This window comes from Actinomadura luzonensis (genome assembly GCF_022664455.2).
Classification (GTDB): domain Bacteria; phylum Actinomycetota; class Actinomycetes; order Streptosporangiales; family Streptosporangiaceae; genus Nonomuraea; species Nonomuraea luzonensis.
Genome location: NZ_JAKRKC020000002.1, coordinates 1,791,872 through 1,815,369, shown reverse-complemented (window position 1 = coordinate 1,815,369; position 23,498 = coordinate 1,791,872). Strand labels below are relative to the sequence as shown.

The 23,498-nt window shown below is 69.9% G+C and carries 29 protein-coding genes; 21 read left to right on the top strand and 8 right to left on the bottom strand.

Annotated features, from left to right (window positions below; all coding sequences use genetic code 11):
- Positions 1 to 4 precede the first annotated feature (4 nt).
- The 14 genes from MF672_RS38795 (at position 5) to MF672_RS38730 (ending at position 13,045) form a co-directional block, all read left to right on the top strand.
- Positions 5 to 397, top strand: a complete 393-nt coding sequence (locus tag MF672_RS38795; protein WP_302893353.1) for a capsid cement protein — start codon at positions 5 to 7, stop codon at positions 395 to 397.
- Between the two features lie 19 nt (positions 398 to 416).
- Entirely contained in the window at positions 417 to 1,334 is a 918-nt protein-coding gene (locus tag MF672_RS38790) for a phage major capsid protein (protein WP_242375225.1), read from the top strand.
- Positions 1,335 to 1,336: 2 nt separating this feature from the next.
- Positions 1,337 to 1,690: a hypothetical protein gene (locus tag MF672_RS38785; RefSeq protein ID WP_242375224.1), complete on the top strand. Its 354-nt coding sequence runs from the start codon at positions 1,337 to 1,339 to the stop codon at positions 1,688 to 1,690.
- 72 nt (positions 1,691 to 1,762) lie between these two features.
- On the top strand, positions 1,763 to 2,209 hold the full coding sequence (locus MF672_RS38780; protein WP_242375223.1) for a hypothetical protein: 447 nt from the start codon (positions 1,763 to 1,765) through the stop codon (positions 2,207 to 2,209).
- A 10-nt stretch (positions 2,210 to 2,219) separates the two neighbouring features.
- Positions 2,220 to 2,669 carry a hypothetical protein gene (locus MF672_RS38775; RefSeq protein ID WP_242375222.1) on the top strand — a complete coding sequence of 150 codons (450 nt, stop codon included), beginning with the start codon at positions 2,220 to 2,222 and terminating at the stop codon, positions 2,667 to 2,669.
- A complete protein-coding gene (locus MF672_RS38770; protein WP_242375221.1) occupies positions 2,669 to 3,088 on the top strand; it encodes a hypothetical protein in 420 nt (139 codons plus the stop codon). Before MF672_RS38775 ends, MF672_RS38770 begins: the two co-directional genes overlap by 1 nt.
- A gap of 43 nt (positions 3,089 to 3,131) precedes the next feature.
- Positions 3,132 to 3,455 (top strand): hypothetical protein, encoded by a 324-nt coding sequence (locus tag MF672_RS38765; protein WP_242375220.1) that lies wholly within the window; start codon positions 3,132 to 3,134, stop codon positions 3,453 to 3,455.
- Positions 3,455 to 3,727 (top strand): hypothetical protein, encoded by a 273-nt coding sequence (locus MF672_RS38760; RefSeq protein WP_242375219.1) that lies wholly within the window; start codon positions 3,455 to 3,457, stop codon positions 3,725 to 3,727. Before MF672_RS38765 ends, MF672_RS38760 begins: the two co-directional genes overlap by 1 nt.
- Positions 3,727 to 4,281 (top strand): phage tail tube protein, encoded by a 555-nt coding sequence (locus tag MF672_RS38755; protein ID WP_242375218.1) that lies wholly within the window; start codon positions 3,727 to 3,729, stop codon positions 4,279 to 4,281. Before MF672_RS38760 ends, MF672_RS38755 begins: the two co-directional genes overlap by 1 nt.
- Positions 4,282 to 4,749, top strand: a complete 468-nt coding sequence (locus MF672_RS38750; protein ID WP_242375217.1) for a hypothetical protein — start codon at positions 4,282 to 4,284, stop codon at positions 4,747 to 4,749. It begins immediately after the preceding gene.
- 329 nt (positions 4,750 to 5,078) lie between these two features.
- Positions 5,079 to 8,633, top strand: a complete 3,555-nt coding sequence (locus tag MF672_RS38745; RefSeq protein ID WP_242375216.1) for a phage tail protein — start codon at positions 5,079 to 5,081, stop codon at positions 8,631 to 8,633.
- Entirely contained in the window at positions 8,626 to 9,810 is a 1,185-nt protein-coding gene (locus MF672_RS38740) for a hypothetical protein (protein ID WP_242375215.1), read from the top strand. The genes MF672_RS38745 and MF672_RS38740 overlap by 8 nt, the downstream gene beginning before the upstream one ends.
- A 3-nt stretch (positions 9,811 to 9,813) precedes the next feature.
- On the top strand, positions 9,814 to 12,882 hold the full coding sequence (locus MF672_RS38735; protein ID WP_242375214.1) for a phage tail protein: 3,069 nt from the start codon (positions 9,814 to 9,816) through the stop codon (positions 12,880 to 12,882).
- Positions 12,875 to 13,045, top strand: coding sequence for a hypothetical protein (locus tag MF672_RS38730; protein WP_242375213.1), 171 nt, complete (start codon positions 12,875 to 12,877; stop codon positions 13,043 to 13,045). The genes MF672_RS38735 and MF672_RS38730 overlap by 8 nt, the downstream gene beginning before the upstream one ends.
- Here MF672_RS38730 and MF672_RS38725 read toward each other — a convergent pair.
- Positions 13,038 to 13,784: a DUF4352 domain-containing protein gene (locus MF672_RS38725; protein ID WP_242375212.1), complete on the bottom strand. Its 747-nt coding sequence runs from the start codon at positions 13,782 to 13,784 to the stop codon at positions 13,038 to 13,040. The two genes, MF672_RS38730 and MF672_RS38725, sit on opposite strands and share 8 nt — an antisense overlap.
- A 109-nt stretch (positions 13,785 to 13,893) precedes the next feature.
- Between MF672_RS38725 and MF672_RS38720 the strand changes: the two genes are divergently transcribed.
- From MF672_RS38720 to MF672_RS38700, 5 genes are all read left to right on the top strand, one after another.
- Positions 13,894 to 14,220: a hypothetical protein gene (locus tag MF672_RS38720; RefSeq protein WP_242375211.1), complete on the top strand. Its 327-nt coding sequence runs from the start codon at positions 13,894 to 13,896 to the stop codon at positions 14,218 to 14,220.
- Complete coding sequence (locus MF672_RS38715; protein WP_242375210.1) at positions 14,217 to 14,426, top strand: DUF7620 family protein; 210 nt, start codon at positions 14,217 to 14,219, stop codon at positions 14,424 to 14,426. The genes MF672_RS38720 and MF672_RS38715 overlap by 4 nt, the downstream gene beginning before the upstream one ends.
- Entirely contained in the window at positions 14,419 to 14,733 is a 315-nt protein-coding gene (locus MF672_RS38710; RefSeq protein WP_242375209.1) for a putative phage holin, read from the top strand. Before MF672_RS38715 ends, MF672_RS38710 begins: the two co-directional genes overlap by 8 nt.
- On the top strand, positions 14,730 to 15,521 hold the full coding sequence (locus tag MF672_RS38705) for an N-acetylmuramoyl-L-alanine amidase (protein WP_247815649.1): 792 nt from the start codon (positions 14,730 to 14,732) through the stop codon (positions 15,519 to 15,521). The genes MF672_RS38710 and MF672_RS38705 overlap by 4 nt, the downstream gene beginning before the upstream one ends.
- Positions 15,522 to 15,649: 128 nt before the next feature.
- On the top strand, positions 15,650 to 16,042 hold the full coding sequence (locus tag MF672_RS38700; protein ID WP_242375207.1) for a hypothetical protein: 393 nt from the start codon (positions 15,650 to 15,652) through the stop codon (positions 16,040 to 16,042).
- A gap of 92 nt (positions 16,043 to 16,134) precedes the next feature.
- Here MF672_RS38700 and MF672_RS38695 read toward each other — a convergent pair whose 3' ends face one another.
- The 5 genes from MF672_RS38695 to MF672_RS38675 all read right to left on the bottom strand — a co-directional run bounded on the left by MF672_RS38695 (position 16,135) and on the right by MF672_RS38675 (position 18,571).
- Positions 16,135 to 16,299, bottom strand: coding sequence for a hypothetical protein (locus MF672_RS38695; RefSeq protein WP_242375206.1), 165 nt, complete (start codon positions 16,297 to 16,299; stop codon positions 16,135 to 16,137).
- Between the two features lie 119 nt (positions 16,300 to 16,418).
- Positions 16,419 to 17,279 (bottom strand): phosphotransferase family protein, encoded by an 861-nt coding sequence (locus MF672_RS38690; protein ID WP_242375205.1) that lies wholly within the window; start codon positions 17,277 to 17,279, stop codon positions 16,419 to 16,421.
- A gap of 44 nt (positions 17,280 to 17,323) precedes the next feature.
- Positions 17,324 to 17,794, bottom strand: coding sequence for a glycine-rich domain-containing protein (locus tag MF672_RS38685; RefSeq protein ID WP_242375204.1), 471 nt, complete (start codon positions 17,792 to 17,794; stop codon positions 17,324 to 17,326).
- Positions 17,795 to 17,809: 15 nt separating this feature from the next.
- Complete coding sequence (locus tag MF672_RS38680) at positions 17,810 to 18,076, bottom strand: hypothetical protein (protein WP_242375203.1); 267 nt, start codon at positions 18,074 to 18,076, stop codon at positions 17,810 to 17,812.
- Positions 18,077 to 18,241: 165 nt separating this feature from the next.
- Complete coding sequence (locus MF672_RS38675) at positions 18,242 to 18,571, bottom strand: hypothetical protein (RefSeq protein ID WP_242375202.1); 330 nt, start codon at positions 18,569 to 18,571, stop codon at positions 18,242 to 18,244.
- A 172-nt stretch (positions 18,572 to 18,743) separates the two neighbouring features.
- On the opposite strand from MF672_RS38675, the gene MF672_RS38670 reads away from it, so the two are divergent.
- Both MF672_RS38670 and MF672_RS38665 read left to right on the top strand, forming a co-directional pair.
- Positions 18,744 to 20,078 (top strand): helix-turn-helix domain-containing protein, encoded by a 1,335-nt coding sequence (locus MF672_RS38670; protein ID WP_242375201.1) that lies wholly within the window; start codon positions 18,744 to 18,746, stop codon positions 20,076 to 20,078.
- 1 nt (position 20,079) lies between these two features.
- Positions 20,080 to 20,631: a GNAT family N-acetyltransferase gene (locus tag MF672_RS38665; protein WP_242375200.1), complete on the top strand. Its 552-nt coding sequence runs from the start codon at positions 20,080 to 20,082 to the stop codon at positions 20,629 to 20,631.
- Positions 20,632 to 20,864: 233 nt separating this feature from the next.
- Here MF672_RS38665 and MF672_RS38660 read toward each other — a convergent pair whose 3' ends face one another.
- Together MF672_RS38660 and MF672_RS38655 are read right to left on the bottom strand one after the other, a co-directional pair.
- The gene (locus MF672_RS38660) at positions 20,865 to 23,114 is read right to left on the bottom strand and encodes a DNA translocase FtsK (protein WP_242375199.1); all 2,250 of its coding nucleotides are present in this window, start codon (positions 23,112 to 23,114) and stop codon (positions 20,865 to 20,867) included.
- A complete protein-coding gene (locus tag MF672_RS38655) occupies positions 23,114 to 23,488 on the bottom strand; it encodes a hypothetical protein (RefSeq protein ID WP_242375198.1) in 375 nt (124 codons plus the stop codon). Before MF672_RS38655 ends, MF672_RS38660 begins: the two co-directional genes overlap by 1 nt.
- Positions 23,489 to 23,498: the final 10 nt, after the last annotated feature.

Here is a 23,498-nt window from a genome sequence, read left to right as displayed (position 1 = left end):
CCCCATGGCTGAGTACCTGCCGGTCTACACCCCCGGCGAGGCCGTCGGCTTCACCACCAGCGCGGCCATCACCGGTGGCCAGACCGTCGCCGTCTCCGGCAACGGCACCGTCGCCCCAGCCGGCGCATCGAGCGCCTCATGGATCGGCGTCGCCGCGGCCGACGCCCCCTCCGGAGCCCGGGTCACCGTGTACGCCCGCGGCGTCGTCCACGAGTCCACCGCGTCCGGCGCTATCACCGCAGGCGCCCAGCTCGCCACCGGCGCAGCCGGCACCGTCGCCTCGCTCGCCGCCGCCGCTGGCACCACCGCGGCCGACATCAACAACGCCCGCGCCGTCATCGGCGTCGCCCTGACCACCGCCGCGGACACCGCCAAGGTCCGCTGGATGGCCTGGTAGAGACAAGGAGCCTGACAGAATGGCCACATACCCGCCGCCCCCTCCGGGCCTGTCCGGTGACCTGCTCACCATCCACCGGCTACTGCAGTCCCCGGCGCAGATCCAGCGCCGCCTGCGCACCATCCAGGACCTGCGATTCATCTCGGACCAGATCCTGACCCAGCGCTACCGCAGCTCGGGCGGCGCCGTCCTGTACGAAGTCTCGGAACCGATCTTCACCACCCGCCCCATCGAGGCCGTCCCCGCCGGGGCCGAGTACCCCAAGGACGTCACCCCCGAGGGCGCCGCCGCGCTGGCCGCCGTCACCAAGTGGGGCCAGGCGACCCAGCTCACCGACGAGAAGATCAAGCGCAACGCCAGGCCCGGCAACGAGCTCGACCGCGTCCTGCGCAAGGTCGTCAACACGGTGATCAAGCACATCGACACGATCACCATGTCCGCCGTGGCCTCTGCCGTCACCCAGACACAGGCCGCCTCGGCGGCGTGGAACTCGACCGCGACGATCCTGCGGGACGTCGAACTGGCCATCGCCAAGGTCGAGGACCTGCAGATGGGCTACCGGCCGAACATCATCGTGATGTCGAACACGAAGTACGCCTACATGGCTTCGGACGAGAAGCTCGCGTCGCTGCGCCGCCGGGAGACCACGGACAACCCGGTCTACAACGGCAGCGTCGACATCCTCGCGGATCTGATCGTCGTCAAGGCGCCGCTGTCGGTGCTGCCGTCCGACGACGTGTGGGTCATCGACAGCATGCAGCTCGGCGGCATGGCCGATGAGGCGGAGGTGGACCCGGGCTACACCGTGGACGAGCTGGCGGTGCAGGTTCAGTCCGAGCGTCTTCCTCGCCGGGACATGTGGGAGGTCTGGGGCCGTCGCATCACGGTCCCGGTCGTTCAGGAGCCGGGCTCCGGCATCAAGATCACAGGGACGTGAGCATGAAGCGCTACATCGTGACCGGCGCGTGCATCACGCACGTGCCGGTGTCCACCGCCCAGGGCCGCATGCTGGTCACCCTGTACCGGGATGCCATGCTTCCGGCCGACGTACCTGAGGACCGCATCCAGCACCTTCTCGACTCGAACCTCATCGAGGAGGTCAAGGGCGGCGACGCCCCGGCCGAGGAGCCGAAGAAGCTGGAGACGGTGAGCGGCGCGCCGGCCTCCGTCAACGCACGGTCCAGCAAGGGTGACCTCGTCGAGTATGGCGTCGCCCAGGGCGACGACCGCGGCGAGCTGGACGCGATGACGCGCGACCAGCTTCTCGACCGGTACGTCCGCAAGCCGGAGTAGAGCGTGGCCCGGCCTGGCGGTTTCCCCGTAGCCGCCGGCCGGGCCGCCACAACCGAATAGCGAGGAGGGGCCGTGGCCGAACTCTGGACTCCGACGCTCGAACAGGTCGCGGACCACATCCCTACCCGCACCCGCAACGCGGCGTCTCCCGGCGACACAGCGCTCAGCGGCACGTTCTCGGCGCAGACCGAGCCGACCGACGAGCAGGCGCGACGCCACATCGCCGCGGCGGTCGCGGAGGTGCTCGGCGCGGTCGGCGGCGCCGTCCCCACCGCGCCGACCTTCCTGTACCACCTCGCGTCGGAGGCGGCGGCGCTGCGCGCGGCGGCCGACATCGAGCTGGCGTATCCGAACCGGAACGCGGACGCTGACCGGTTCCCTCAGCTCGACCAGCGAGCCAAGGACGCTCTCGACCGGCTCAAGCAGGCGATGGACGACCAGGGCTCCGGCACCGAGGGGTCGCTGCTGCCGCAGTGGGCGTTCCCCGAGCCGGCCTGGTACGGCGACTACCCGCTCTGAGGAGGTCCTGGTGGCTGACGTGGTGTGGGTGTGGAACGAGCCCGAGGTCTTCTACGTGCTCAAGAGCTACGAGGGGCCGGTGGGGTTGCACATCGCGAAGCTGGCCCGCCGGTGCACGCGCACGGCCAAGCGCTTCGCGAACGTGAGCCCCGCGGGGGACATCGAGGCGGGCCGGCCGCCGGGCTACATGCGGTCGAAGATCCGATGGGACAGGGGACGCGACCTGATCGGCGTGTACGCCGACATCTCCTCCCCGGCCCGCACGGCGAGAGACGGAGCGCCGTACGGCCTGTTCATGGAGGTCGGCACGCGCCCGCACATCATCCGCTCACGCCGGCCGGACGGCTGGCTGCGGTTCATGGTCAACGGCAAGGTCGTCTTCGCTCGCGTTGTCCACCACCCCGGCACCCGCCCATACGCCTACCTCCGCCGCGCCCTGGCCGAACTGCGAGGAGCCTGATGGCGCGCGTCGCCGCCACCAGCGCGGTCCTCGCGTGGATCAACAACCACCCCACCCTGTCCGGTCCCGGCCGGCCGCTCGACCAGGGCGCGTTCGACACCCAGATCCGCTCCCCGAGCAGGGGCGCCTACCTCTGGTTGACCCGGCTCGACGGCGCCGACGCCATGGTGGCCGAGGCCCCGATCGACGAAGCCCGGATGGCCGGCGTGGTCTTCGCCGCGACCCGCACCGCGGCCGAGCTGGCCGCCGTGGCGTACGCCAACGCCCTCGCCGACCTGTCCGGCCAGCACACGCCGATGGGCGACGCAACGTGCCTGGTGGTGGACGACATCGTCGGCCCCCAGCTGATCGACGACCAGGCCGGCGCGCGCGGCGAACTCGTCGCCTACCAGGTCGACGCCACGTTCTACCTCCGCTGACCAGCCCTACCCCTTACCCCGCCGTGACCACCTGGAGGTTCCGATGGCGGCACTCACCCTGCAGACGCTCGGCCTTGGAGGCGCGGCGTCCGCCCTCGTCAACGCCTCCGGCGGCGGCGACACTTGCCCGGCCGGTGACGGCATCTTCCTGGAGGTCAACAACGGCTCCGGCTCGTCGGTGACGGTGACCATCGCCACTCCCGGCACCGTGGACGGCCTGGCCATCGCCGACCGGGCCGTCGCGATCCCGGCTGGCGAGCGATGGAAGATTCCGGTCGGGCGCCGGTACGCCAAGGCAGACGGGTCCGCGGACATCACCTACTCCAGCGCGACGACGGTCACGGTCGGCGCGTTCCGGATCGTCTGATGGCCGCCTCCTCCCGCCGCGACGCTAAGCAGCCGTCCGCGCCCGCTCCGACCGCGCCGCCGTACTACATCGCCATCGAGGCCCTGTTCATCGGCGGCAACCAGTTCGCCCGCGCGTTCAACCCGGGCGACCGGGTGCCGGTCGAGCACGTCGAAACGCACGGCTGGGCCGACAAGGTGCGCCCGCCGGACGGCTACGACTCCCCCCAGCAGACCAGCGACGAGCCTGACGCGAAGGGCGGCCAGGCCACCAGCAAGGAAGGTGACGTCTGATGGCCCGTGGCAACCCGAACGCGATCGCGCTCGGCCCCGGCAAGCTCTACATCGCGCCGCTCGGCACCACCGAGCCGACCGACCTCACCACGCCGTGGGAGACAGTGTCCGCCGCGTGGGCCGCTCTCGGCTACACGAACGAGGGCAGCAGCTTCTCGTACTCCGTGGACTCCGAGAACGTCGAGGTGGCCGAAGAGCTGGACCCGGTCGCGGTCGCGCTCACCAGCCGCGAGGGCACCGTCGCATTCGCGCTGGCCGAGATGACGGCCAAGAACCTGCAGCGCGCGCTCAACGGCGGCAGCATCGTCTCCGGCACCGGGATCGTCACGTTCGAGCCGCCGGACCTGGGCGAAGAGGTCCGCGTGATGCTCGGCTTCGAGAGCGAGGACGGCGAGGAGCGGTGGGTCTACCGCAAGGCCCTGCAGACGGGCAGCCTGGAGATCAACCGGCGCAAGGGCGCGGAGAAGGCGACGATTCCGTGTGAGTTCAAGCTCGAGAAGCCGTCGGCGGCCAAGCTGTTCAAGGTCCTCTTCGACAACGCGCGGGCGGCGTAGATGCGCTCCTACACCAGCAAGAGCCGCAAGGCGGAGAGCACCCCTGCGACGTTCGAGCTCGACGGCGTTCAGTTCGTCGGCGAAGGCGAGATCAGCCTGATGGACATCAGCGAGTTCGCCCGCCTCGCCGCCGCCGGGTTCGACACCGACTCTGCTGACGGCATCGCAATCCTCGCCGACATCTACCGGGCCATCCTCGGCCCGCAGGAGTACGGCCGGTTCCGGCAGCACTGCCGCGAGCACGGAACGGACGGCGAGGTGCTGATCGAGATCCTCGGCGGCCTGCTGTCTGAGCAGGGTGAGCGCCCTACGGAGCGGTCCTCGGGCTCGCCCGATGGGCCGCCGACCATGCCGGATACTGCTCGGGTCGTTTCCTTCTCGCGGGCCACGGTCACGGAGGTCCCCGTCGAGGAAGTGGCGAAGACGGAGACGGAGCCGCAGGAGCGGCGAGTGGTCTCCTACGGCTAGAAGATCTCCCCCTCGCTGACCAGCTCGACTTCGTCCACGCCCTCTGGGTTGAGTGGCGCACGCAGACTGTCCAGACCAGCGCGCTACTCGCTCTCGCGGGCGTCTCGGACAAGGCCGTCGGCGACGCCCACCAGGCGTTCGATGAGGTGTTCTCGCCGCCTCCGCCTCCGGCGCCACGCCGTCCGCGCACGCCGGAGGAGCGCGAGGCGCGCAGGCTCTTGCTCGCCCGCTTCGCCGCCGCCGGATAGCCACCAGCACACGACAGGCCGGAGCGGGGGTGCATGGTGGCTGGCACCCCGCTCGCTGAGGCGTTCGTCAGGGTCAGAGCCTTGACGGACAAGTTCCGCGACGACGTCAAGCAGGGCTTCGACGGCATCGGTGACGACTTCGGCAAGCAGTTCTCCCGTGACGCCTCCGCCCGGCTCCGCGCCGAGCGGCCGGTGTTCGAGGACGAGGGCGAGCGGATCGGCGAGGCGGCTGGCGATGCGGCCGGCCGCGAGTTCGCCGACGGGATGAAGGACAACGGCGTCCGCTTCGGCGACGATGCCAGCCCGTTCGTCGCCGTGGGCAAGCGGCTGGGCGAGCAGGTCGGCGACGCCGCCGGCAAGGCGTTCGCCAAGGCCATGGGCAAGGAAGCCAGCGCGGGCTTCTCCCAGGCGCTGGACCCGATCAAGCGGTTCGAGCTCCAGCTCGCCCAGGCGGAGCTGGCCGCGCGGCGCGCTGGGTTGGCTGCCGCTGAGGCCGGGGAGCGGGCGAAAGCGGCCAGTGACCGTGCGGCAGAAGCCGCCGAGAAGGTCAAGAGGGGCGAGGGCGACAAGGAGGAGGCAATCCGGCTGGCCGCGGCGGCGGCGCGGGAGCAGGAAAAGGCGGAGATCGCCGCCACGACCGCGCAGCTGGCCAAGGTCAAGGTGTCCGAGCGGGCCGCGCAGGTGTCGCAGGCGTACGCGAAAGCCCAGGCTGACTCCAGCCGAGACACCGACCGGCTGAGCGACTCCATCCGGTCCCGGCTCACCCCCGACCTCGACCGGTCCAGCGGCGTGATGAGCGGCCTCGCCGGCGTCGCGAAGGGGCTGGGCGGGGCGTTCACCAGCGTCGCCTCTTCCATGACGCTGCTGGGGGCGGGGGCCGCCGGTGTGGCCACGCTGGGGGCCGCTGCGGCGTCGTCGGCCGGATACGTGGCCGAGCTGGCGGCGGCGATCGCGCCGCTGTCAGGGCTGCTGGCCGGGCTGCCCGGCGTCGCGTTGACCGGGGCGGCTGCGTTCACGACGTGGAAGCTTGCCACGGGCGGGCTCGGCGAGGCCATGGGCGCGGCCTTGTCGGGCAACGGCGAGGCCCTCAGCGAGATCTTGCTCAAGCTCTCCGATGGCGGCAAGGCGTTCGTCCGCGAGTTCGGCGAGGTCATCCCGCAGCTCAAGGCGTTCAAAGGCGCGGCGCAGGACGCGTTCACCGACCAGCTCGCCGGCGCCCTGCAGCCGTTCGTCGCCGGGATCGCCGGGCTGAAGCCTAGCCTCGCCGAGCTGGCCGCGGCGTTCGGCGGCATCACCCGCAGCGTGCTCGAGTTCGTCTCCGCCGGCGACACGGTCAAGAAGCTCGACCAGGTGCTGGTGAACACCCGCACATTGCTGGGCGGTATCTGGTCGGCGCTGGATCCGCTCCTGCGCGGGTTCACCGATCTGGGCGTGGTGGGTTCGAACTGGCTGGCCTCGTTCGCGCCCGGCTTGCAGGGCGTGCTGACGACCTTCGGCCAATGGATGAGCCAGGTCTCCAGCAGCGGCCAGGCGTGGCAGTGGCTCAACGACGCCACCGATGTCCTCAAGCAGCTCGGCCGCCTCGTGAAGGACGTGTGGCAGACCTTCACCGGGCTGCTCGATGCCGCGGCCAAGGCCGGCGGCAACGCGCTCGGCATCCTCGGCCAGCTCGTGCACGGCATGAATGAGTGGGTCAACTCGGCCAAGGGCCAGGAGACCTTGGTCGCAATTTTCAAGGCGTTGCAGGACATCGGCCGCGCCCTCCTCCCCGTGATCACATCCCTCGTTGGCGCCATCTCCACCATCGCGCCCGAGGCGGCCAAGGTGGCGACAGCGCTCGGCCCCGTGCTCGCGCAGGCCATTGAAGTGCTGGGACGCGGGATCGCCGCGCTCGGTCCTGGTCTCGTCCGCATGGTCGAGAGCTTCGGCCGCATGGTCGAGGCCATCGGTCCGTTGGAGCCTCTCGGAGCCGCGATCGGGGACATCTTCGCCGCGCTCGGTGGCGCCGCCGCGCTGGTGGTCCCCCCGCTGGTCACGATCGCTACCGCGGTCGCGCCCGCTCTGGCCGCCGCCCTCAACGCGCTCGGCCCCGCCTTGGCTCAGCTGGGTCCCGGTCTCGTTGCGCTGGCTGGATACCTCGCCAAGGCGTTCGCTGACCCCGCGCTGCAGGCCGGGCTGCTCGCCCTCGGGAAGGGCATCTCAGACCTGCTGGTCGCGGCTGCTCCGCTGCTGCCAGTGATCGCTCAGGTCGCGGGCGTCCTCGGTCAGATCCTCGCTGCCGCCCTGTCCAACCTCGGGTCGGCGCTCGGCCCGATCATCGCTGCCCTGTCCAGCGCGCTGGAGCCCGCGCTGCGGGCGATCTCTGACGCGCTGGCGATCATGCTGCCGTACATGCAGCCGATCTACGCCGCGTTCGGCCAGATCGGGGCGGCGTTGATCACTCAGTTGCTGCCGCCGCTGCTGAACCTGGTGCCGGTGATCATCAACAGTTTGATTCCGGCGTTTGCGCAGCTGGCAAGGGATATTCAGCCCCTGATACCGCTCCTCGCTGACCTGGCGGTCAAGTTCATCAACGAGGTGCTGCCCGCTATCTTGCCCATGACCCCCGAACTCACTCGGCTGGCAATCGAGATCGCCCGCATGGGCGTCGCCCTGTCGCAGCTCGTAGCGGACATCAAGCCGTACATCGACCAGATCATCGCGATCTTCCAATTTCTGTACGACACCCTCGTCGGCCACAGCATCATCCCCGACCTCATCAATGGGATGACGAAGTGGTTCCGCGACGGCGTCCAGTGGATCAAGGACGCGGTGAGCTGGTTCGGCGACCTGCCCGGCATGATCGGCCGGTGGATGGGCGACGTGCTGAGCCAGGTCCAGAACCGGTGGAACGACATCCGCTCCGCCATCAGCAACAAGATCGACGACATCCGGGGCAACATCAGCGACGTCCTCGGGCAGATCGGCCAGCGCTGGGCCGACGGCTGGAGCAACGTCCGCAACATCGCCTCCGACGCCTGGAACAACATCCGCAACGCCGTCTCCAACGGAGCCAACGACGTGCTCAACGTCGTACGCGGCCTCCCGGGGCAGATCACGGGGGCGCTGGGCGACCTCGGCGGGCTCTTGTACAACAGCGGCCGGAGCCTGATGCAGGGCCTGATCAACGGCGTCTACTCCATGTGGCAGACGGCGTACAACTCAATCACCGACGTCCTCAACCACCTCCGGTCGCTCTTCCCCTTCAGCCCCGCCAAGGCGGGCCCGTTCAGCGGTCGCGGGTGGACGCTGTACTCCGGCCGGTCCATGATGACCGGCCTGGCCGAGGGCATCTCCGGCCAGCAAGCCGCTCTCACCGGAACGCTCGACAGCGTGCTCGCGGCCGGCGCGGCAACGCTGGATGCAGGGCTGCAGATGCCGGGAGTGGCCGCCGGGCCGCCGGACTTCGCCGGCTCGTTCGGGGCGCCGGCCGCGGCGGGTGGCGGCGTGGCCGGGCGGACCGTGCACGTGGAGAACCTCAACGTCAGCTTGCAAGGCGTGCTCGACCCCACGAATCCGGTGAGCTACCGGCGGCTGGTGGAGTCGCTGCGGCAGGCGATCCGCGACCTGGAGCGGGAGGAGTTCGCCGGTGTCTGATCTGCAGCTCGGCCGTCTCACGCTCCGGGAAACGATGACGTTCTCCGAGTCCGCGTACCAGGGCTGGTCGATGCATATCCAGGGCGTGGAGGTGTGCCCGCTCATCACCCGGGAGGAGACCTGGGACAGGTTCGACGGGGTGCTCGGCGGCCAAGGGTCTCTGGTCAACGTCGTCTTCGAGGAGAAGACGGAGCGGAACGGCTATTACACCGTCAGCTCGGCGTCCGGCGAGGTCAAGGACCGCAAGCGGCAGGGCATCACCGAGATCGCCTGGAAGATCTCGCTGCAGCGGCACGGCCCGGACACCGACGTCGACCTCGAATCCCGCCTGGCGGGCGCGGTGCGAGCCAACGACTTCGCCCTCACCGGTGAGCGGTGGAGCGCGCCGCCGGTCGGCCACTACGCCTACTACACCGGCTCCACCCTGCCCAGCCTCATGACCCGCGCCAGCACCGACGGCGACATCACCGTCTACCGCGGCATCCCGTCCGGAGTGAACCCGCGCTGGGGCTGCGACGTGGCCGACTTCCTGCGCGGCCGGGTGCGGGTGCTGACCCGCGGTGTGGAGCGGGTGGGCGCGGGCCATCCGCTTGCTGCCGATGGCTGGGAGTTGTCGAACGGCCTGGTGAGGGTGCGACCGCTGTCCAGCGGCGGCAGCATCGAGGTGGCGTCCTTCACCGGCGGCGCGTGGCGGCCCAAGAGCTGGTGGGTGGACGTCGGCGGCACGCAGATCACCGGCTGGGACTCGGCCAGCGTGCTGCAGAACGATCTCGAACGGTGCACGGTCAGGTTGGCCGTGCGGCGGTCGCCGGTGGGCCGGGTGTACCTCGACCTCACGCTGCGCAGGGGCTCGCGGATCGTCGAGGGCTACCTGCAACGCGGCGACAGCGGCAACCTCTCGGTGTATCTGGCCAGCGCAGAGACGCTCACCGATAGCACCTCGTACGTGGTGCGGAGCACGAACGACACCGACGGCAACCGCGTTGTGGCCGGGTCGGCGCGCAACTTCGACCCGCACGCGAGCGGCGGGCTGATCCGGACCGGCCAGACGGCGATGGACTTCTGGCTCGGCGTTGTCGCCGGCGGTTCCGACGCAGTGTCCGGAGATGCTGCCACTGACCTGCGCAATCAGTACGTGGGCGCCTTGCCAGAGACCGTAGCGGCCGTGAGGAGGTAGCAGATGCCGGTCAACGAGAAGCTCATGGACCTCGGGAGCTGGAAGCTGACCCTCGTAGAGGAGACACCCCGCACTGTCCTCGACCAGCTCGCTTACTTCGGCCACGTCGCCTTCATCCCCGGCCGCCTCGACCCAGCCCAGTACGGCGACCAGCTGCTCACCATGGCCCGCTACGTCGGCGTCCTCACCGGCCGCGACGTCGACCACATCCGCAAGACGGTCGACGGCCAGTCCATGGCGCTGTGGCTGGGCGACGCGGACGGCAAGGGCGACGTCATCGAAGCCCCGGGCGTGTCGATCAACGCGACCTTCCCGAACGCTATCCGCCAGGTCCTCGGGGCTGGCACGGCCGTCGTCGAGGGCACGCTCTACTCGGTGCCCGGCACGTACAAGGGCCGGCACGTCTGGCAGAGCAAGCGCAAGGCGATCAGCTACATCTGCGACACCATGGGCGCTGAGTGGCGGGTGACGGGCGACGGCCGGCTCGACGCCGGCCTGGCGGAGGATCTGTACGACGAGGTCCCGGATACGGTCATCGTGCGCCGGCGTCCCAACCGCCACACCGACGGCGACGATCTCACCTTGCACGGGCTGCGCGGGGACATGGGCGTCGCGCAGGACGTGGACGACTGGACCGACAGGCTCGTGCTACTCGCGGAGGGCCAGGGCGACGCGGTGGTCACCGGCGTGGCCACGAACGCGGTCAACCCGTACAAGGACCTGCGCGGCCAGCCGGTGAAGCGGACGCGGATCATGTCCGAGTCCCAGACGACACCGACGAACGCCCAGGGGCGAGCGGAGTACCAGCTCAGCAGGTTCGTCAATCCGCGGGCGGCGATGCGGATGACGACGGACGACTACGACGTGATCGGCGCTTTCGCCGCCGTCGGGGACTGGGCCTGGGTGTACGACCCGGACACCGGCCTCGTGGACACCGGAAACGAGATCGTCTTCCGAGGCGAACGGATCAACCCCGTCCGGTTGAGGATGGTCGGCGCGTCGTGGCCGATCCGCAAGGGGATGACGGTCGCCTACCGCGACAAGAACGGCACCTGGCTGGACCTCACCTCCTACGTGGATTGGGAGGGCGGCGAGACCACGGTCGACGTCGGCGACCTGCTCAAGTCCCTGTCTGAGGCCGGCGTCGAGCCGGTCGGGCCGCGCCCCGTGCCCGACTCGACGATCCCCGGCACGGTGATATGGGACCTGCCGTTCGAGTCCGGCGTCTACATCGGTCCGACGGGCGAGACCCGGGCCAAGATGCTGGTCAAGTGGGAGCTGCCGCTCAACGAGGACGGCTCCACGATCCTCGACGGCGACCACTACGAGATCGCCTACGGCGTCTCGCCTGCCACCGACTGGGCGACCGCCTACGCCCCGTGGGGCACCCTCCAGGCCATGATCAACGACCTGTCGCCCGGCGTCGAGTACGACGTCCGCATCCGCGCGGTCGACAGCTCGAACAACCAGGGAGCCTGGAGCACCGTCGAAACGGCCCTGGCCAACCCGGACACCATCCCGCCCAGCACCCCGGCGCCACCGACGGTGGCCGGGAACCGCCTCAGCATCCAGATCACGCACACCCTCGGCAAGGCGTCGGGCGGAACGTTCAACCTCGAAGCCGACCTTGACCACCTCGAAGTGCACTCCGGCGACACCAACTCCTACACGCCGGACGACACCACGCTGAAGGGCAAGGTGCCGTGCGGCGCGGGCATGATCCTGGCGGAGATCCCGGCGGTCGGGACGGTGCCGTGCGAGGAGGTCACGACCCGGTACGTGCGGGTGATCGCGGTGGACGCTGCGGGCAACAGGTCGGCTCCGTCGGCGACGGCGACGGTGACGGCGCTGCTGGTGGACGACGCGCACATCTCGGACCTGACCGTCACGAAGGTCACGGCCGGGACCATCAGCGCGAACTGGCTGATCGGCGCGAGCATCCGCACCGCCAGCTCCGGACAGCGAGTGGAGCTCAACGCGACCGGGCTGCACGGCTACAACAGCGGCGGCACCGAACTGGTCTCACTGCTCAACACCGGTTCGTTCACCCTGCGATCGGCGTCCTCGGGCGCTCGGGTCGATCTGTCCAGCACTTCCGGTGTGCAGATCTACAACTCGGGCGGCACGCGCACCGTCCACCTCGACACCGACGGCTCGTTCGAACTGCTGTCGGCCACCAGCGGCGCCCGCATCCAGCTCGACGGCACAGGATTCCGTACGTACAACTCCTCCAGCCAGGCCACCGTGGACATCTCGGCATCGACGGGAGCCGTCACGCTCGTCGGTCAGCTCGCGACGGGCTTCTCCGGCAAGCGCATGATCTTCAACCCGTCTGGGGCGACGCTGCCCGAGATCAGGTTCACTCCTACCTCGGGCAGCCAGTTCGGGCGGATCGTGGCCACGGTGGACACCAACGCGGACTACATCGGCATGACGATGGAGTCCAGCGTCTGGACCAGCCAGCAAGCGACCGTGCAGTGCTGGCCCAATTCGATCCGGCTGTGGCACTACCCCAACGTTTCGGGGTTCGCGAACGGTATGGTCGCGCAGTCCGACGGCGTTCAGGTGCACTACAACCCAGGCTCGGGAGCGCGAACCATCACCCTGAACAGCTCCGGCGTGGACATCAGCACAGGCGGCGGCTCGTTCACGGTCAACGGCAGCACCAAGACGTTCGTCATCGACCACCCGCTCGACCGTGACCGATGGCTGGTCCACGCGACGACGGAGAGCCCGCACAACGGCGTCGAGTACTGGGGCACCGTGGTGCTCGACGACCTCGGCGTGGCCGACGTTGCGCTGCCCGACTACTTCGAGGTCCTCACCGCGCACGATGGCCGCGCCGTCCTCCTCACGGGACTGCACGACAGCCTGTACGCGCCCACAGCCACCTACCCCGAGCAGGGCCGATTCGAGGTGCACGGCGTCCCCGGCCAACGCGTCTCCTGGCTCGTCAAGGCGATCAGGAAGGACGTGCCGCCGCTGCTCGTCGAACCCCGCCGCGACGAGGTGACCGTGCGCGGCGACGGACCCTACCGCTACTACACGATCAAGGAGCCCGCCCGTGGATAGCCAGCTCTCCGTCCCCATCGAAGCCGTCGCCCCGATCCTCGCCGACCAGCGCAACGCCGCGCTGGACCAGGCCGCCCAGTGGCAGGCGCTCGCCATGCAGCTCAAGGCCGAGCGAGACCAGCTCGCCGCCGAAGTGGAAAAGCTCCGAGCCGACGTCAGCTGAGCGTCCACTCGCCCTTCTGGTCGGCGAAACCGCTGTTCAGCCCGAACTGGAACTTGCTCAGCTTCGCATTCTTCGGCACCTCGAACACGATCACACCCTTCCGACTGTCCCCGGTGTTGATCGTGGCCTGGCCGCCGAAGCTCTGCCCTTCCCGAACATCCTGGTACGACGACGAATACTGCTGGTCGTCCGCGTCAATCAGGTAGGCGCCGTTCGTCGGCGAGTCGCTGTAGACCGCCTGGCCGATGTTCTTGAGGGTGAGCTGGACGGCGACGAGCCGGTGGCCGGCTTTCGCGGTGGTGTACTGACCGGCGGTGGCTGGATCGACCAGCTTGGTGAGGGTGACCGACATCTTCACCCCCTCGAAGCCTTCTAAGGTGATCGCCCCGCCGACGTTCGCGGTGGACGGCTCCGCTGGAGAAGGCGGAGCGGAGGTCTGCTTCGACGGCACGGCGTTGGGCGAGTCCGGCTGGGTGACGATCCTGTCCCTGCTGGTGCTGTCGCCGAGAATGGCGACGATGGCGGCGCATCCGCCGAGGAGCAGCAGCGGGATACCGACGGCCAGAAGCACGATCAGGCCCGTGTTGCTGCGCTTGGGCGGCGGTGGCTTGGGCTGCTGATAGCCATACCCGTATGGCCGCTGAGGCCCGGAGCCATACGACTGCTGGGGGTGCTGCGGGCCTGAGCCGTACGGCGGCTGCTGGCCGTAGGGGTCCTGCGGCTGGGGCGGGTAGCCCATTGCGACTCCAGATACGCGTGCGGGGGGACGGACGTGTGACGCCTACAGCATGCGCTTGGTTTACCGGGAGTGCACGACCGACTGCGGACATCAAGGAAGGCGGCGGTACGTGGAATGGGCCCAACTCCCCATCGTCCAGCTCGGGGCGTTAGGTGTCCTGCTCGGCGTGCTGTGGATGGTGTTCCGCGGGCACCTCGTGCCTCGCGCGACGCTCGACGACGTCCGCGCGGACCGTGACGCCCGCGTGGCCGAGGCCAGCGCCGACGCCGACGAATGGCGGCAGCTCTACATCAGCGAGTGTCAGGCGCACGAGCTCACCCGCAAGGCGTACGCCACCGAGCGCGGCGCCGCACTCGCGGCCAGCAACGAAGGCGCCCAGATCGCCGCTGCGCTGCTCCAGGAGATCCGCGCACGCCAGATCGGGGCGGGCTCATGACCGACGAGCGCGAGGACCTGCCAGACCTCGACGAAGCGCGCGCCCTTGTCGAGGCCTCACAGCGACAGTCCGAGCATGACATGAGCAGGGCAGAGGAACGAGCCCGCCGCCGATACTCACTCGCCGAGCGCTTGCGCAGATTGCGCGAGGAGAACGGATTCGCCGCGTTGTTCGAGGAGGCGTTCGGGGGTGGTGGCCGTGGCTGACCTGGCCCAGGCCGTAGGCAGCATCCTCATCACGATCTCCGCGTTGCTGGCCCTCGCGGCAGTGGTGGCGCACCAGATGCTGGCGCGCTGGTGGCGTACGCCGGCCGGGCGGCATGCATTCAGTTTCGAGGCCGTCCTCGCTCTTTCGCTCACGCTGTGGGCGGTCCGGCTGGCGGTGCCGGAAGGTGACTGGTTTCTCGCTGTCCGCCTGGCCGCGTTCGCGTTGGTGCCGGTGGTGCTGGCGTGGCGGCTGATCGTGATCGTGCAGACGTGGCGGCGCAACCGCCGGAGCAGGAGGTCGTCGTGAAGTTCGTCCAGGCCGCCAAGCACGGCGGCACCCAGACCGGGGTGAAGAGGATCGTGATCCACGCCACCGTCTCGCCCTGCGAGGTCGGCGGCGCGCGGAACGTGGCCCGCTACTTCCAGTCGAGCTCGGCGGGCGGGAGCGCGCACTACATCGTTGACCCGGGCGAGACGGTGGCCTGCGTGAAGGAGACAGTGGTGGCCTTCCACGCGCCGCCGAACACCGGCAGCATCGGTGTGGAGCTGTGCGACCCACAGAAGGGGCCAAGCGCCCGCTGGGGAGACGACGAGCACGAGGCGATGCTGCGTCGCGCAGCGGCGCTGGTGAGGCAGATCGCGGCCCGCTGGGAGGTGCCGCTGAAGAAGCTGACGGTAACCCAGGTGAAGGCGGGCGCGCGCGGCATCTGCGGTCACGTGGACGTGTCCAGGGCGTTCGGCCAGACCGACCACAGCGACCCCGGCACCGGATTCCCGTGGCCGTACTTCATGGAGCTGGTGCGCGGCGGCACGCCAGTCGAGGACTCGTGGACGGAGAAGCTGGTGAAGGACCTGCCCACGGTCGGCCCCAAGGCCGACAGCTACGACGTGAAGACGATCAGGGGCTGTCTGTTCGCCCGAGGCCGCGTTCCGCAGGCGCTCTACAGCGACGCGGGGCTGGAGGCGTGGCTGAACCGCACCGCCATGGATCCCGAACTCGTCGAGCTGGTGCGCGAGTTCCAGCGCGCTGAGGGCCTCGGTGTGGACGGCTGGGTCGGGCCGAACACCTGGCCCGCGCTCTTGCGCGTGACGTGATCGATGACTTGGTCCGGTTGTACCTGATGCTTGGGACGGCACGGGCCACCCCTCACCCGCCGCACACCGCGGCGGGTTCCTGTTTTCCGCCCTCAGTTGAGAGCGGTCGCTCCCAGAAGGAGGGGCACATGTCCACCACCAACGAGCTCACCGGCGAGCCGGCGCTCTGGTACGGCCTCGCATCCGGCGCCGTGCAACTCGCCGCGGCGTTCTTCCTGCCGTGGAACGACGAGACGGTTGCGATCGTCAACGCTGCGATCGCCGCGCTCTTCGGCGTGTGGGTCGCCCTTCGCACGAAGGCGGTCGACAACGGCGGCTCGATCAAGGGTGCGATCCTGGGCGCCGGCCAGGCGCTGATCAACCTGGCCATGGTGTTCGGCTGGCACGCGACCGACAAACAGACAGCGGCGCTGATGCTGTTCGTGACGATGGCCACGGGCGTGTTCATCCGGCAGACGTCGGCTCCGGCAGGAGCTGCGGAGAAGGGCGTGCATGCTGGGAGGGACCTGGCTGGACTGTAGCCCTTGCGATGCGCTGCGGCGTAGCGTGAGCTTGGGACGGCCCCCGCTCTCCTTGGGAGGGCGGGGGCCCTTTTCGCATGCCCCGGGAGGAGCTACCCCGGACGGTGCTGGTCGTACAGGCATCTCACCGTGTCGGTCAGCTCGGCCGGCGGGTCCTGACCTGCCACCAGCAGCAGATGTAGCCGCTCCTCCGGCGCCATCCCGTCCCACACCTCGGCCAGCTCCGGGTCCGGGCAGTGCCCGCTCTCGTCGTCCATGCCGCCATCCTCGACGGCCGCGCGGCCGACCGCCCCGACATCCTCGGTACGTCCCGGTATGAGACAGGCCGGGTGCCCGGCGCCGTCACGGGGGCACGCCGCCGGGCACGTCTCTGCGATCAGCCCTTGTCGAGCTGATACTCCATCCACGCGCGGCCAGCCTCAGCCGCCTCCGCCCGGGCTTCACGCACCTCCTCCGGACCGTACCGGGCCTTGTAGAGCCGGAACAGGGTCCACCCGGCGGCGAGCCCCACGAGCGCGGTTCGGGGTGCGGCGTGCCAGTTCGGCAGCGTGGACAGCAGCAGGTCCGCGGCCTCCGGGCTGTGGCCTGCCTGGACCAGGCGAGGCGCGATCATCGCGGCGTCGAGCCAGGCCGCTCCGCGAGCGGCGAACGACCAGTCCACCACCCGCACCTCGCCCTCGGCGGTGACCAGCATGTTGGTCGAGCTGAGGTCGTAGTGCACGAGCGTGTTGCCGCGCAGCGTGTTCGGGTCGAGCCGGTCGAGCGCGGCCTCGAACCGGTCGCGGTCCGGCAGGTCCTCGGGCTTGGCGAGCAGGTGCCTGCCCTTGGCCAGGAGCGGGCCGACGTTCTCGGAGATCGGCATCGCCCCGGACGGGCACGGCGTCAGGACCGCGCCGAGCGTGGCGATCGTGTCGATCACCGGCAGTACGTCCGGCGACCCCGGGGTCAGATCGGCGTGGCGGGCGTGGTCGATCCACTCCATCGCCATGACGTGCCACTGCGCGACCGTGCCGAACCAGATGAGGCGCGGGGCGGGCGTGTCACCCGGCAGGCTGCGGCCGGCCCACCGCTCCCGCAGATGCAGCCCCGCTGCCGGGCTGCCGCGGTCGATGGCCTTGAGGAACACGGGCGGGCCGTCCTCTACGTCGAGGCGGGCTGCGAGGCCGGGCATGATGCCGCCGCCTACGGTCTCGGCCTTGATCACGTTGCCGATCTCCCTCTGTACGAGGCGGGTCACGCCATCGGGCAGGTCCTCCCAGGTGGGGCGTGCGGGGCGGGCTGTCATTGGGTTCCTCCGATCGGGGCGGGGTCATCGACGCAGCCCTGGTAGCACTGGCTGCACTCGGCGGGCGTCAGCCACAGCTCGGCGTCCACGGCCAGGCCCAGGGCGCGCATGGCCTGCATGGTGTCGCCGAGCCGAGCGGCGAAGGCCGCCTTGCCGTTGGGCTCCTCGGGTCGATGATGGATGAAGCGGCCGGCGATGCGCTGGCAGAACTCGCCGTAGTGGTGGGTGTCGAGGATGAACGCGTGCCACCCGAGGTCCACCTCGGGCGATGGGGTGCGGCCGGCGCCCGGGTTGCGGGCGCAGGCGTACAGGAACAGCAGTGTCTGCTCCAGGATGCGGCCGGCGTACTCGTGCGGCTGGTCGTGGTCGCGGGCGATGCGGTCGGTGAGCTGAGCGAACAGGTCGTCGTCGATCAGGTCGGAGGGGAGGACGTCGGCGCGGTCGGGGCCGTCCGTCGTGATGTTCATGGTGCTCCCATCAGGTCATGCTTGCGGTGCGGTCGCGAGGTGTTCGGGTGTCACCTCCCGGTTGTGCTTGGGGTGGGTGGTGATCAGTGCCATCCAGGCGAGGAACGCGAGCCTGTAGGGGCCGCGGGCGGTCTGCTCGAATCGGCCTGCGGCGGCATGGCGCCAGACGAAGAAGTCGCCCTCTTCGTAGGCGAGGATGAACGCTTCGCAGCACGACGCCTCGATGACGCGTAGGCGAGTCCTGGCTGGGATGTAGGGTTCCCAGCGGTGGTGTTCGGTCATGTTCGCTTTCGGGTGGCGCGCCGGCGGGACCTGGAGGGTAGGGGCCTGGACCACCGGCGCGCCTGCTCTCGGGGGCCCGGGAGCCACAGGGGGTTGCGACTCCCGGGGTTGGACCCCCTCGGCCCACCGCTGACCTGGAGCGTCCACGGTGGGCTTCGGGGAGATCTAGAGGTGGCCGCTGCGTGCCTGCCACCAGGAGACGAGCGAGGTCTGCTCGGCGAGCGTCGCGGCCAGGGCGATGGCGTCGGCAGCGTAGACGTACTGCCGGATGCCGGCGGCGACCATCTCGACCGTGACCAGCTGGCGCAGGCGTGCGGTCCACCAGACGTAGCCGGCGCCGTCTCTGGCCAGCTCGATGCCCCACGTGGGGTAGGTGTTGCGCAGCACGGAGAGCTGGCGGTCCGTCCAGTCCTGCAGCGCCGCGGCCTGGGCCATGAAGCGGCGGACATTGTGATCGGCGGCGTTCAGAAGGATATATACATCGCTACCGATCATTGCCGCCTCCTGTGGTTTATGGGACTACCGATCACCGCGCTCGAAGCGTTTAAATGCGACGGAGTGGTAACGCGTGGTGATGCCATAGTGGGCAGCAGCGGAGAGGCGCCGCCAGAGTGGCGGCGTGGCGTGAAGCAGCACGCCACAGACGCCACGGATTGCGAGGACACACGTGGGCATACCATCGTCGTCAGACGCATCCGTGTGGGGCTTGTTCGGGGCGATCATGCGCCTTGAGCGCGAAAAGGCCGGAATGACTCTAAGGCCGCTCGCGGCTGCTATTCCGACCGATTTTTCGCATTTGGGGAAATGGGAACGTGGTCAGCACCGGCCGCCACGGGATGCCGTCAGCAAGATCGACAGCATATTGGACGCCAATGGCCGGTTGACGAAGCTGCATGCCTACTTGTCAGAATTGACCGAGTTGCGCACCTGCAGCGTCACATCGGCCATTTCAGTCAGCGACGGGGACATGGACGCCATACGCCGGCAGCTCCTCAGCGGGCTCGTAGCACTCGGAACCGTAGGACCAGCAACCGACCTCCTCGGCGGCCTCGACAGCCTCAGAAACCTCGTGGACGCCAGAGTCGGCACCAGCCAGCTCGCCGAATGGGAAGAGCTTGCCTGGGAGTACGCCCTCACCGTGCGCTCCCGCACCGACATCATCGCCGACCTCTCTCAGGACCTGCTCGCCGTCCAACGCCTCGCCATGGCCGCACCCGCCGCCGAGGCCCGCGGCTGGGAGCGCGTCAACGCCCGCATGACCATGCTTCTCGCCTACGCCCTCGGCAACGCCGGCAACGAGCGCGAGAGCCGCCGCTGGTGGGCGTCCGCCCGCCGCTCCGCCGCCCGCGCCGACGAGGGCGACCTGCTGGCCGCCGTCAACGCGGTCGAGGCGATCCAGGCGCTCTACGAGCAGCGGCCCCTGCCGCTCATCCAGACCCGCATCGACGCCGCCCTGACGGCGGCGCAGGGACGTCCGTGCCGCGGGACTGCCAGCGCCTACGGCGCCCAGGCGCACATCGCGGCCATGAGCGGCGACCGCGCCAGCGCTCTGGCCGCGCTCGCCGAGCAGGCGCGCATCGCGGAGCAGCTGCCAGACGAGGTTGTCAGGGACGAGCTGTCGGTGTTCGGTTGGCCCGAGGCTCGTCTACTGCACACCAGGTCGCTCGTCCTCACGCTGCTGAACGACCTGGGTGCCGACGGCGCGCAGGAGGAGGCGGTGCAGGCGTACCCGAGCGCGCAGCCGCGGCCGGCGGCGCTGGCCCGGCAGGTCGCACAGGTGCAGATGCATCGCGCGATCACCGCGGTGCGGCGTGGCGACGTTGCCGAGGGGATCAGCATGGCCCAGGCGGCTCTCGGCGGGCTGCCGGTTGATGGCCGGACGCGGTACATCCGGTACGTGGCGGGCGCGGTGCTGGAGTCGGTGCCTGCTGTTGATCGGGCCCGGCCGCCTGCTGTTGAGTACAAGGAGTACCTGCAGCTGCCCCCGGGTGAGAGGACCTGATGTGGGGTTCGTGTTCCACCACATGACCGGCGCGAGCGCCCGCGCGGTCCTGTCGGACCCGTACGTGGACATCTACCTGGCGATCCGGACGGAGCCGCCGTACAACGCCGGCCCGCTCTACTCGCGGGAGCGGTTCGTCGAGCGCACCGCGGCGCAGGTCGAGCGGCCAGGGTTCGAGCTGGTCGCCTCCGAGCTCGACGGGCGGCCGGCGGGGTTCGCGTTCGGGATGACGATGGAGGCCGGCCGGTGGTGGGGCGGCGAGACGACGGAGCCGCCGAGCGAAGTCCTCGACGCGCCGAAGTTCGCCGTGATCGAGCTTGACCTCCTGCCCGAGCATCGCGGCCTGGGTGTCGGCAAGCGGCTCCTGGGCGAGCTGCTCGACGGCCGGACGGAGCCGTGGGCGACGCTGCTGTCCCGGCCGGACACGCCGGCGCACGGCATGTATCGGCGGTGGGGCTGGCGTGTGGTGGGGACGGTGCGGCCGGCGCCGGATGCGGTGGTGGCTGATGCGATGGTGGTCCAGCTTGGCGTAGGGGCCGGGATTCGGGGGTAGCGTTCGCGACGCGGCGCCCGGGCGTGGGGAAGCGTCCCGGGCGCCGCTCGCGCGCACGGCTGCGCGTGGGAGGCAACCACCAACCGCCGATGATCTTGTCACGGGGTTGTCACACCACTGCGTCACGGCATGTCACGGGGCCGCCGTCACGGCTGTCACGACGCTTTGACCTGTAGCTCCCGACCCCAACCCCTGCCCGTGACAACCACGACTGTCACGGGCAGGTGGGGCGGTCATTCGTTGCGATCCAGCGGGCCGAGATCGACGATCGTGAACGTCTTCGAGCTGCCCGCCTTGGACACCTGAAGGACGCCGCGCGCGGCCAGGTCGTCGAGCACCTTGTACGCCCATGCGCGGCCGAGCCCGGTCCGTCGGCGCACAGCGGTCAGCTCATCATCGGTGGCGGTGAACGACGGGTTGCCGGCCTCGCAGCGGCGGCGCAGCCACGCGTACACCATCGCGCGGGCGTCGGCCGGGTCCATCTTCTTCTCAGGCCCGTCAGCGTGCAGGGCGGACGCCTCCTCCTCGGTCGGCTCCTGGACGACGTCGTCCGGCCCGGCCGTCATGGTCGGTTCGGGGTCGTCCGTGCGAGCCAGCACGGCCGCGACCGGGTCGCCGTCTTGGCGCAGCTGCTCAACCAGCTCGCGCGCGCCGGCGTCGTCAGCGGCGACCAGCACGGGCCGGGCGTCGCTGTCCTGCCCGGCCGGGCCGACCACGCCCTTCCGCTGAAGGGCTTCGAGCAGGCGCAGGCAGTCCTCCCAGGCGATGCGGAGCTTGCGCTGCAGCATGGCCGGGGTGGCGTGCTGGCTGGCGATGATGAGCTGGGCGGCGTCGGCGAGCAGCTCGGCGAAGTCGGCCGCGAACTGCTCGCCGTCATCGTGCTCCGTCCCGGCCGGGACGGGCGCGGGGGCCGGGCCGGACACGATCCGGGCCAGCGACGCCGTGAACGAGTCGACCTTCTTCGCGGCGGCCGGGTAAGCGGCGGCGTGCGCGGCCATCGCGGTGCGCGCCTCCTGGCTGTTGCTGCCCCACGAGTAGGTGCGCATCGGCATCGCGTAATGCGTGGTCGGGATGCCGCGCGCGTCCAGCAGCGCCATCCCGGGGTAGTGGTCCTCCCATTCGTGCGGGGCGACGTCGGCCTTGCGTTGCCGGGCGGACACGCCGAACTTGACGTCGTCGGGGTCCTTCAACCCGAAGCACATCTTCGCCATCTGCGACCTGAAGATCGTAGGGATCTGCGTGTAGTCGGCACGCTGCAGCGACAGGATGACGCTCCCGCCGGCGGAGCGGATCTCCTTCAGGATCTCGCCCAGGCGCTCCTCGTCCTCGGCGGACAGTTCGTTGACCAGCTTGGCGATCTCCTCGATGTGCAGGTACCAGTAGGTGAGGCCGCACCCCTCCTCCCAGTCGGTGAAGCCGCGGGCGGCCAGCCACTTCGTGCGCTCGGGGATGGCGGCGTGCATGGAGCGGATCAGGTCGACCGCGCCGGCCTTGCTGGTCTCGAAGCGGTGCAGACCTTCGCGGAGCGGCCCCATCGTCTGGTCGTCCTTGGAGATGTCGATGGAGAAGATGGCCGCGTCGTGCCTGGTCATGATCTCGGCGCACATGTTCCAGGCGCCGCCGATGCTCTTGCCGGACCCGGTCGCGCCCATCACCTGCAGGTGGAAGCCGACGAACCGGAATCTGACGTGGTCGCCGTCCTGGTAGAGGGCGATCCGCAGCGGCAGATTGATGGACTTGCCCGGCGCGGACGGGCCCGGCCACGGTACGGGCTTGCGGATTGCCCGCGGGTCCGACACGGTCAGGAACGCCCGGTCCGCCCGGTCGTCGTCGCGCGCAACGGTGACGCTGCCAAGCGGGAGCTGCATGCCCGACTCGATGCGGTCGGTCGCCTTGATGGCGTCGTCGGCCGTCTTCTCGCCGGGCGGGAGCTGCACCTGCCCCTTCACCTTGTGGTCGGTGGCCTCGATCGCACGCAGCTTGGCGCCCTTCAGCCCGGCCTGGTCGCGCGCCTTGTTGAACAGGCGGGCGAGCGCGTCCCCGCCGCCGGCGTCGACGTCGTCCCCGGCCGCCATGCGGATCACGGTGCGCAGGTTCCACGAGATGGCCAGGGTGGCGCCGCCGAAGAACAGCGACCCGTACGTGACGGGCGTGCCCAGGCCGGTGATGGTGGCGGTGGTGAACCACGTGCTGGCCGCCGCGGTGGTGAGGGTGGCGTGCAGGCGGCCCAGCATGCGCCGCTGGTGGGTGATGACCCAGGTGAGCGCGGTCAGCGCCACCGTGCCGAGGGTGCAGCCGACTGCGGCCCAGGCCACCGCCGGCAGCTCGCCCCACAGCAGGTTGGACAGAGCGGCGCCGCCGGTGATGACGGCGACCAGGATCCACGGCGGGATCAGTACGCCCACCTTGGACACGACGGACACGACCAGGCGTTCCAGCGAGGCGTCCTGGACGAGCTGCACGGACGGTGCCGTCTTGCGCATCACAGATCGACCTTCCCCTTGTAGTCCTTGCGTTGCTCCGGCCGCTTCTTCTGCATGGCGTCGAGGAACTCCCGCCGGAACTGCAGGTTGAACTTGACGGCCTCGGCGGAGATGCCTTGTGCGAGTTCGCGCGCCTCGGCCAGCTGGCGGGCGACCCACCAGGCGCGCAGCCGGACGTCGATGCCCATCAGCAGCGGGTGGCCTTTGAGTTGGTCCATCGCCGATTCGGCGGCGGCGGTGGCCGCGTCCAGCTCGCGCGCCAGGTCGTGCGCGAGCCGCTGCGTGGCCACCGTGTACGCCGTGATCTGTTCGGCCACCCGGCCGTGAAACTCGATCTTCGCGATTTCGTCGAGTCGGGCCTGCCCTGTACCCATGAGTTCGGCC

Excerpts from the sequence above, each read along its gene's own strand:
- MF672_RS38655 (WP_242375198.1), bottom strand. The coding sequence starts at position 23,488 with ATGGGTACAGGGCAGGCCCGACTCGACGAAATCGCGAAGATCGAGTTT.
- MF672_RS38680 (WP_242375203.1), bottom strand. The coding sequence starts at position 18,076 with ATGACCGAACACCACCGCTGGGAACCCTACATCCCAGCCAGGACTCGC.
- MF672_RS38750 (WP_242375217.1), top strand. The coding sequence starts at position 4,282 with ATGCGCTCCTACACCAGCAAGAGCCGCAAGGCGGAGAGCACCCCTGCG.
- MF672_RS38795 (WP_302893353.1), top strand. The coding sequence starts at position 5 with ATGGCTGAGTACCTGCCGGTCTACACCCCCGGCGAGGCCGTCGGCTTC.
- MF672_RS38735 (WP_242375214.1), top strand. The coding sequence starts at position 9,814 with ATGCCGGTCAACGAGAAGCTCATGGACCTCGGGAGCTGGAAGCTGACC.
- MF672_RS38675 (WP_242375202.1), bottom strand. The coding sequence starts at position 18,571 with ATGATCGGTAGCGATGTATATATCCTTCTGAACGCCGCCGATCACAAT.
- MF672_RS38770 (WP_242375221.1), top strand. The coding sequence starts at position 2,669 with ATGGCGCGCGTCGCCGCCACCAGCGCGGTCCTCGCGTGGATCAACAAC.
- MF672_RS38695 (WP_242375206.1), bottom strand. The coding sequence starts at position 16,299 with ATGGACGACGAGAGCGGGCACTGCCCGGACCCGGAGCTGGCCGAGGTG.
- MF672_RS38725 (WP_242375212.1), bottom strand. The coding sequence starts at position 13,784 with ATGGGCTACCCGCCCCAGCCGCAGGACCCCTACGGCCAGCAGCCGCCG.
- MF672_RS38755 (WP_242375218.1), top strand. The coding sequence starts at position 3,727 with ATGGCCCGTGGCAACCCGAACGCGATCGCGCTCGGCCCCGGCAAGCTC.
- MF672_RS38765 (WP_242375220.1), top strand. The coding sequence starts at position 3,132 with ATGGCGGCACTCACCCTGCAGACGCTCGGCCTTGGAGGCGCGGCGTCC.
- MF672_RS38715 (WP_242375210.1), top strand. The coding sequence starts at position 14,217 with ATGACCGACGAGCGCGAGGACCTGCCAGACCTCGACGAAGCGCGCGCC.
- MF672_RS38760 (WP_242375219.1), top strand. The coding sequence starts at position 3,455 with ATGGCCGCCTCCTCCCGCCGCGACGCTAAGCAGCCGTCCGCGCCCGCT.
- MF672_RS38685 (WP_242375204.1), bottom strand. The coding sequence starts at position 17,794 with ATGAACATCACGACGGACGGCCCCGACCGCGCCGACGTCCTCCCCTCC.
- MF672_RS38785 (WP_242375224.1), top strand. The coding sequence starts at position 1,337 with ATGAAGCGCTACATCGTGACCGGCGCGTGCATCACGCACGTGCCGGTG.
- MF672_RS38660 (WP_242375199.1), bottom strand. The coding sequence starts at position 23,114 with ATGCGCAAGACGGCACCGTCCGTGCAGCTCGTCCAGGACGCCTCGCTG.
- MF672_RS38790 (WP_242375225.1), top strand. The coding sequence starts at position 417 with ATGGCCACATACCCGCCGCCCCCTCCGGGCCTGTCCGGTGACCTGCTC.
- MF672_RS38700 (WP_242375207.1), top strand. The coding sequence starts at position 15,650 with ATGTCCACCACCAACGAGCTCACCGGCGAGCCGGCGCTCTGGTACGGC.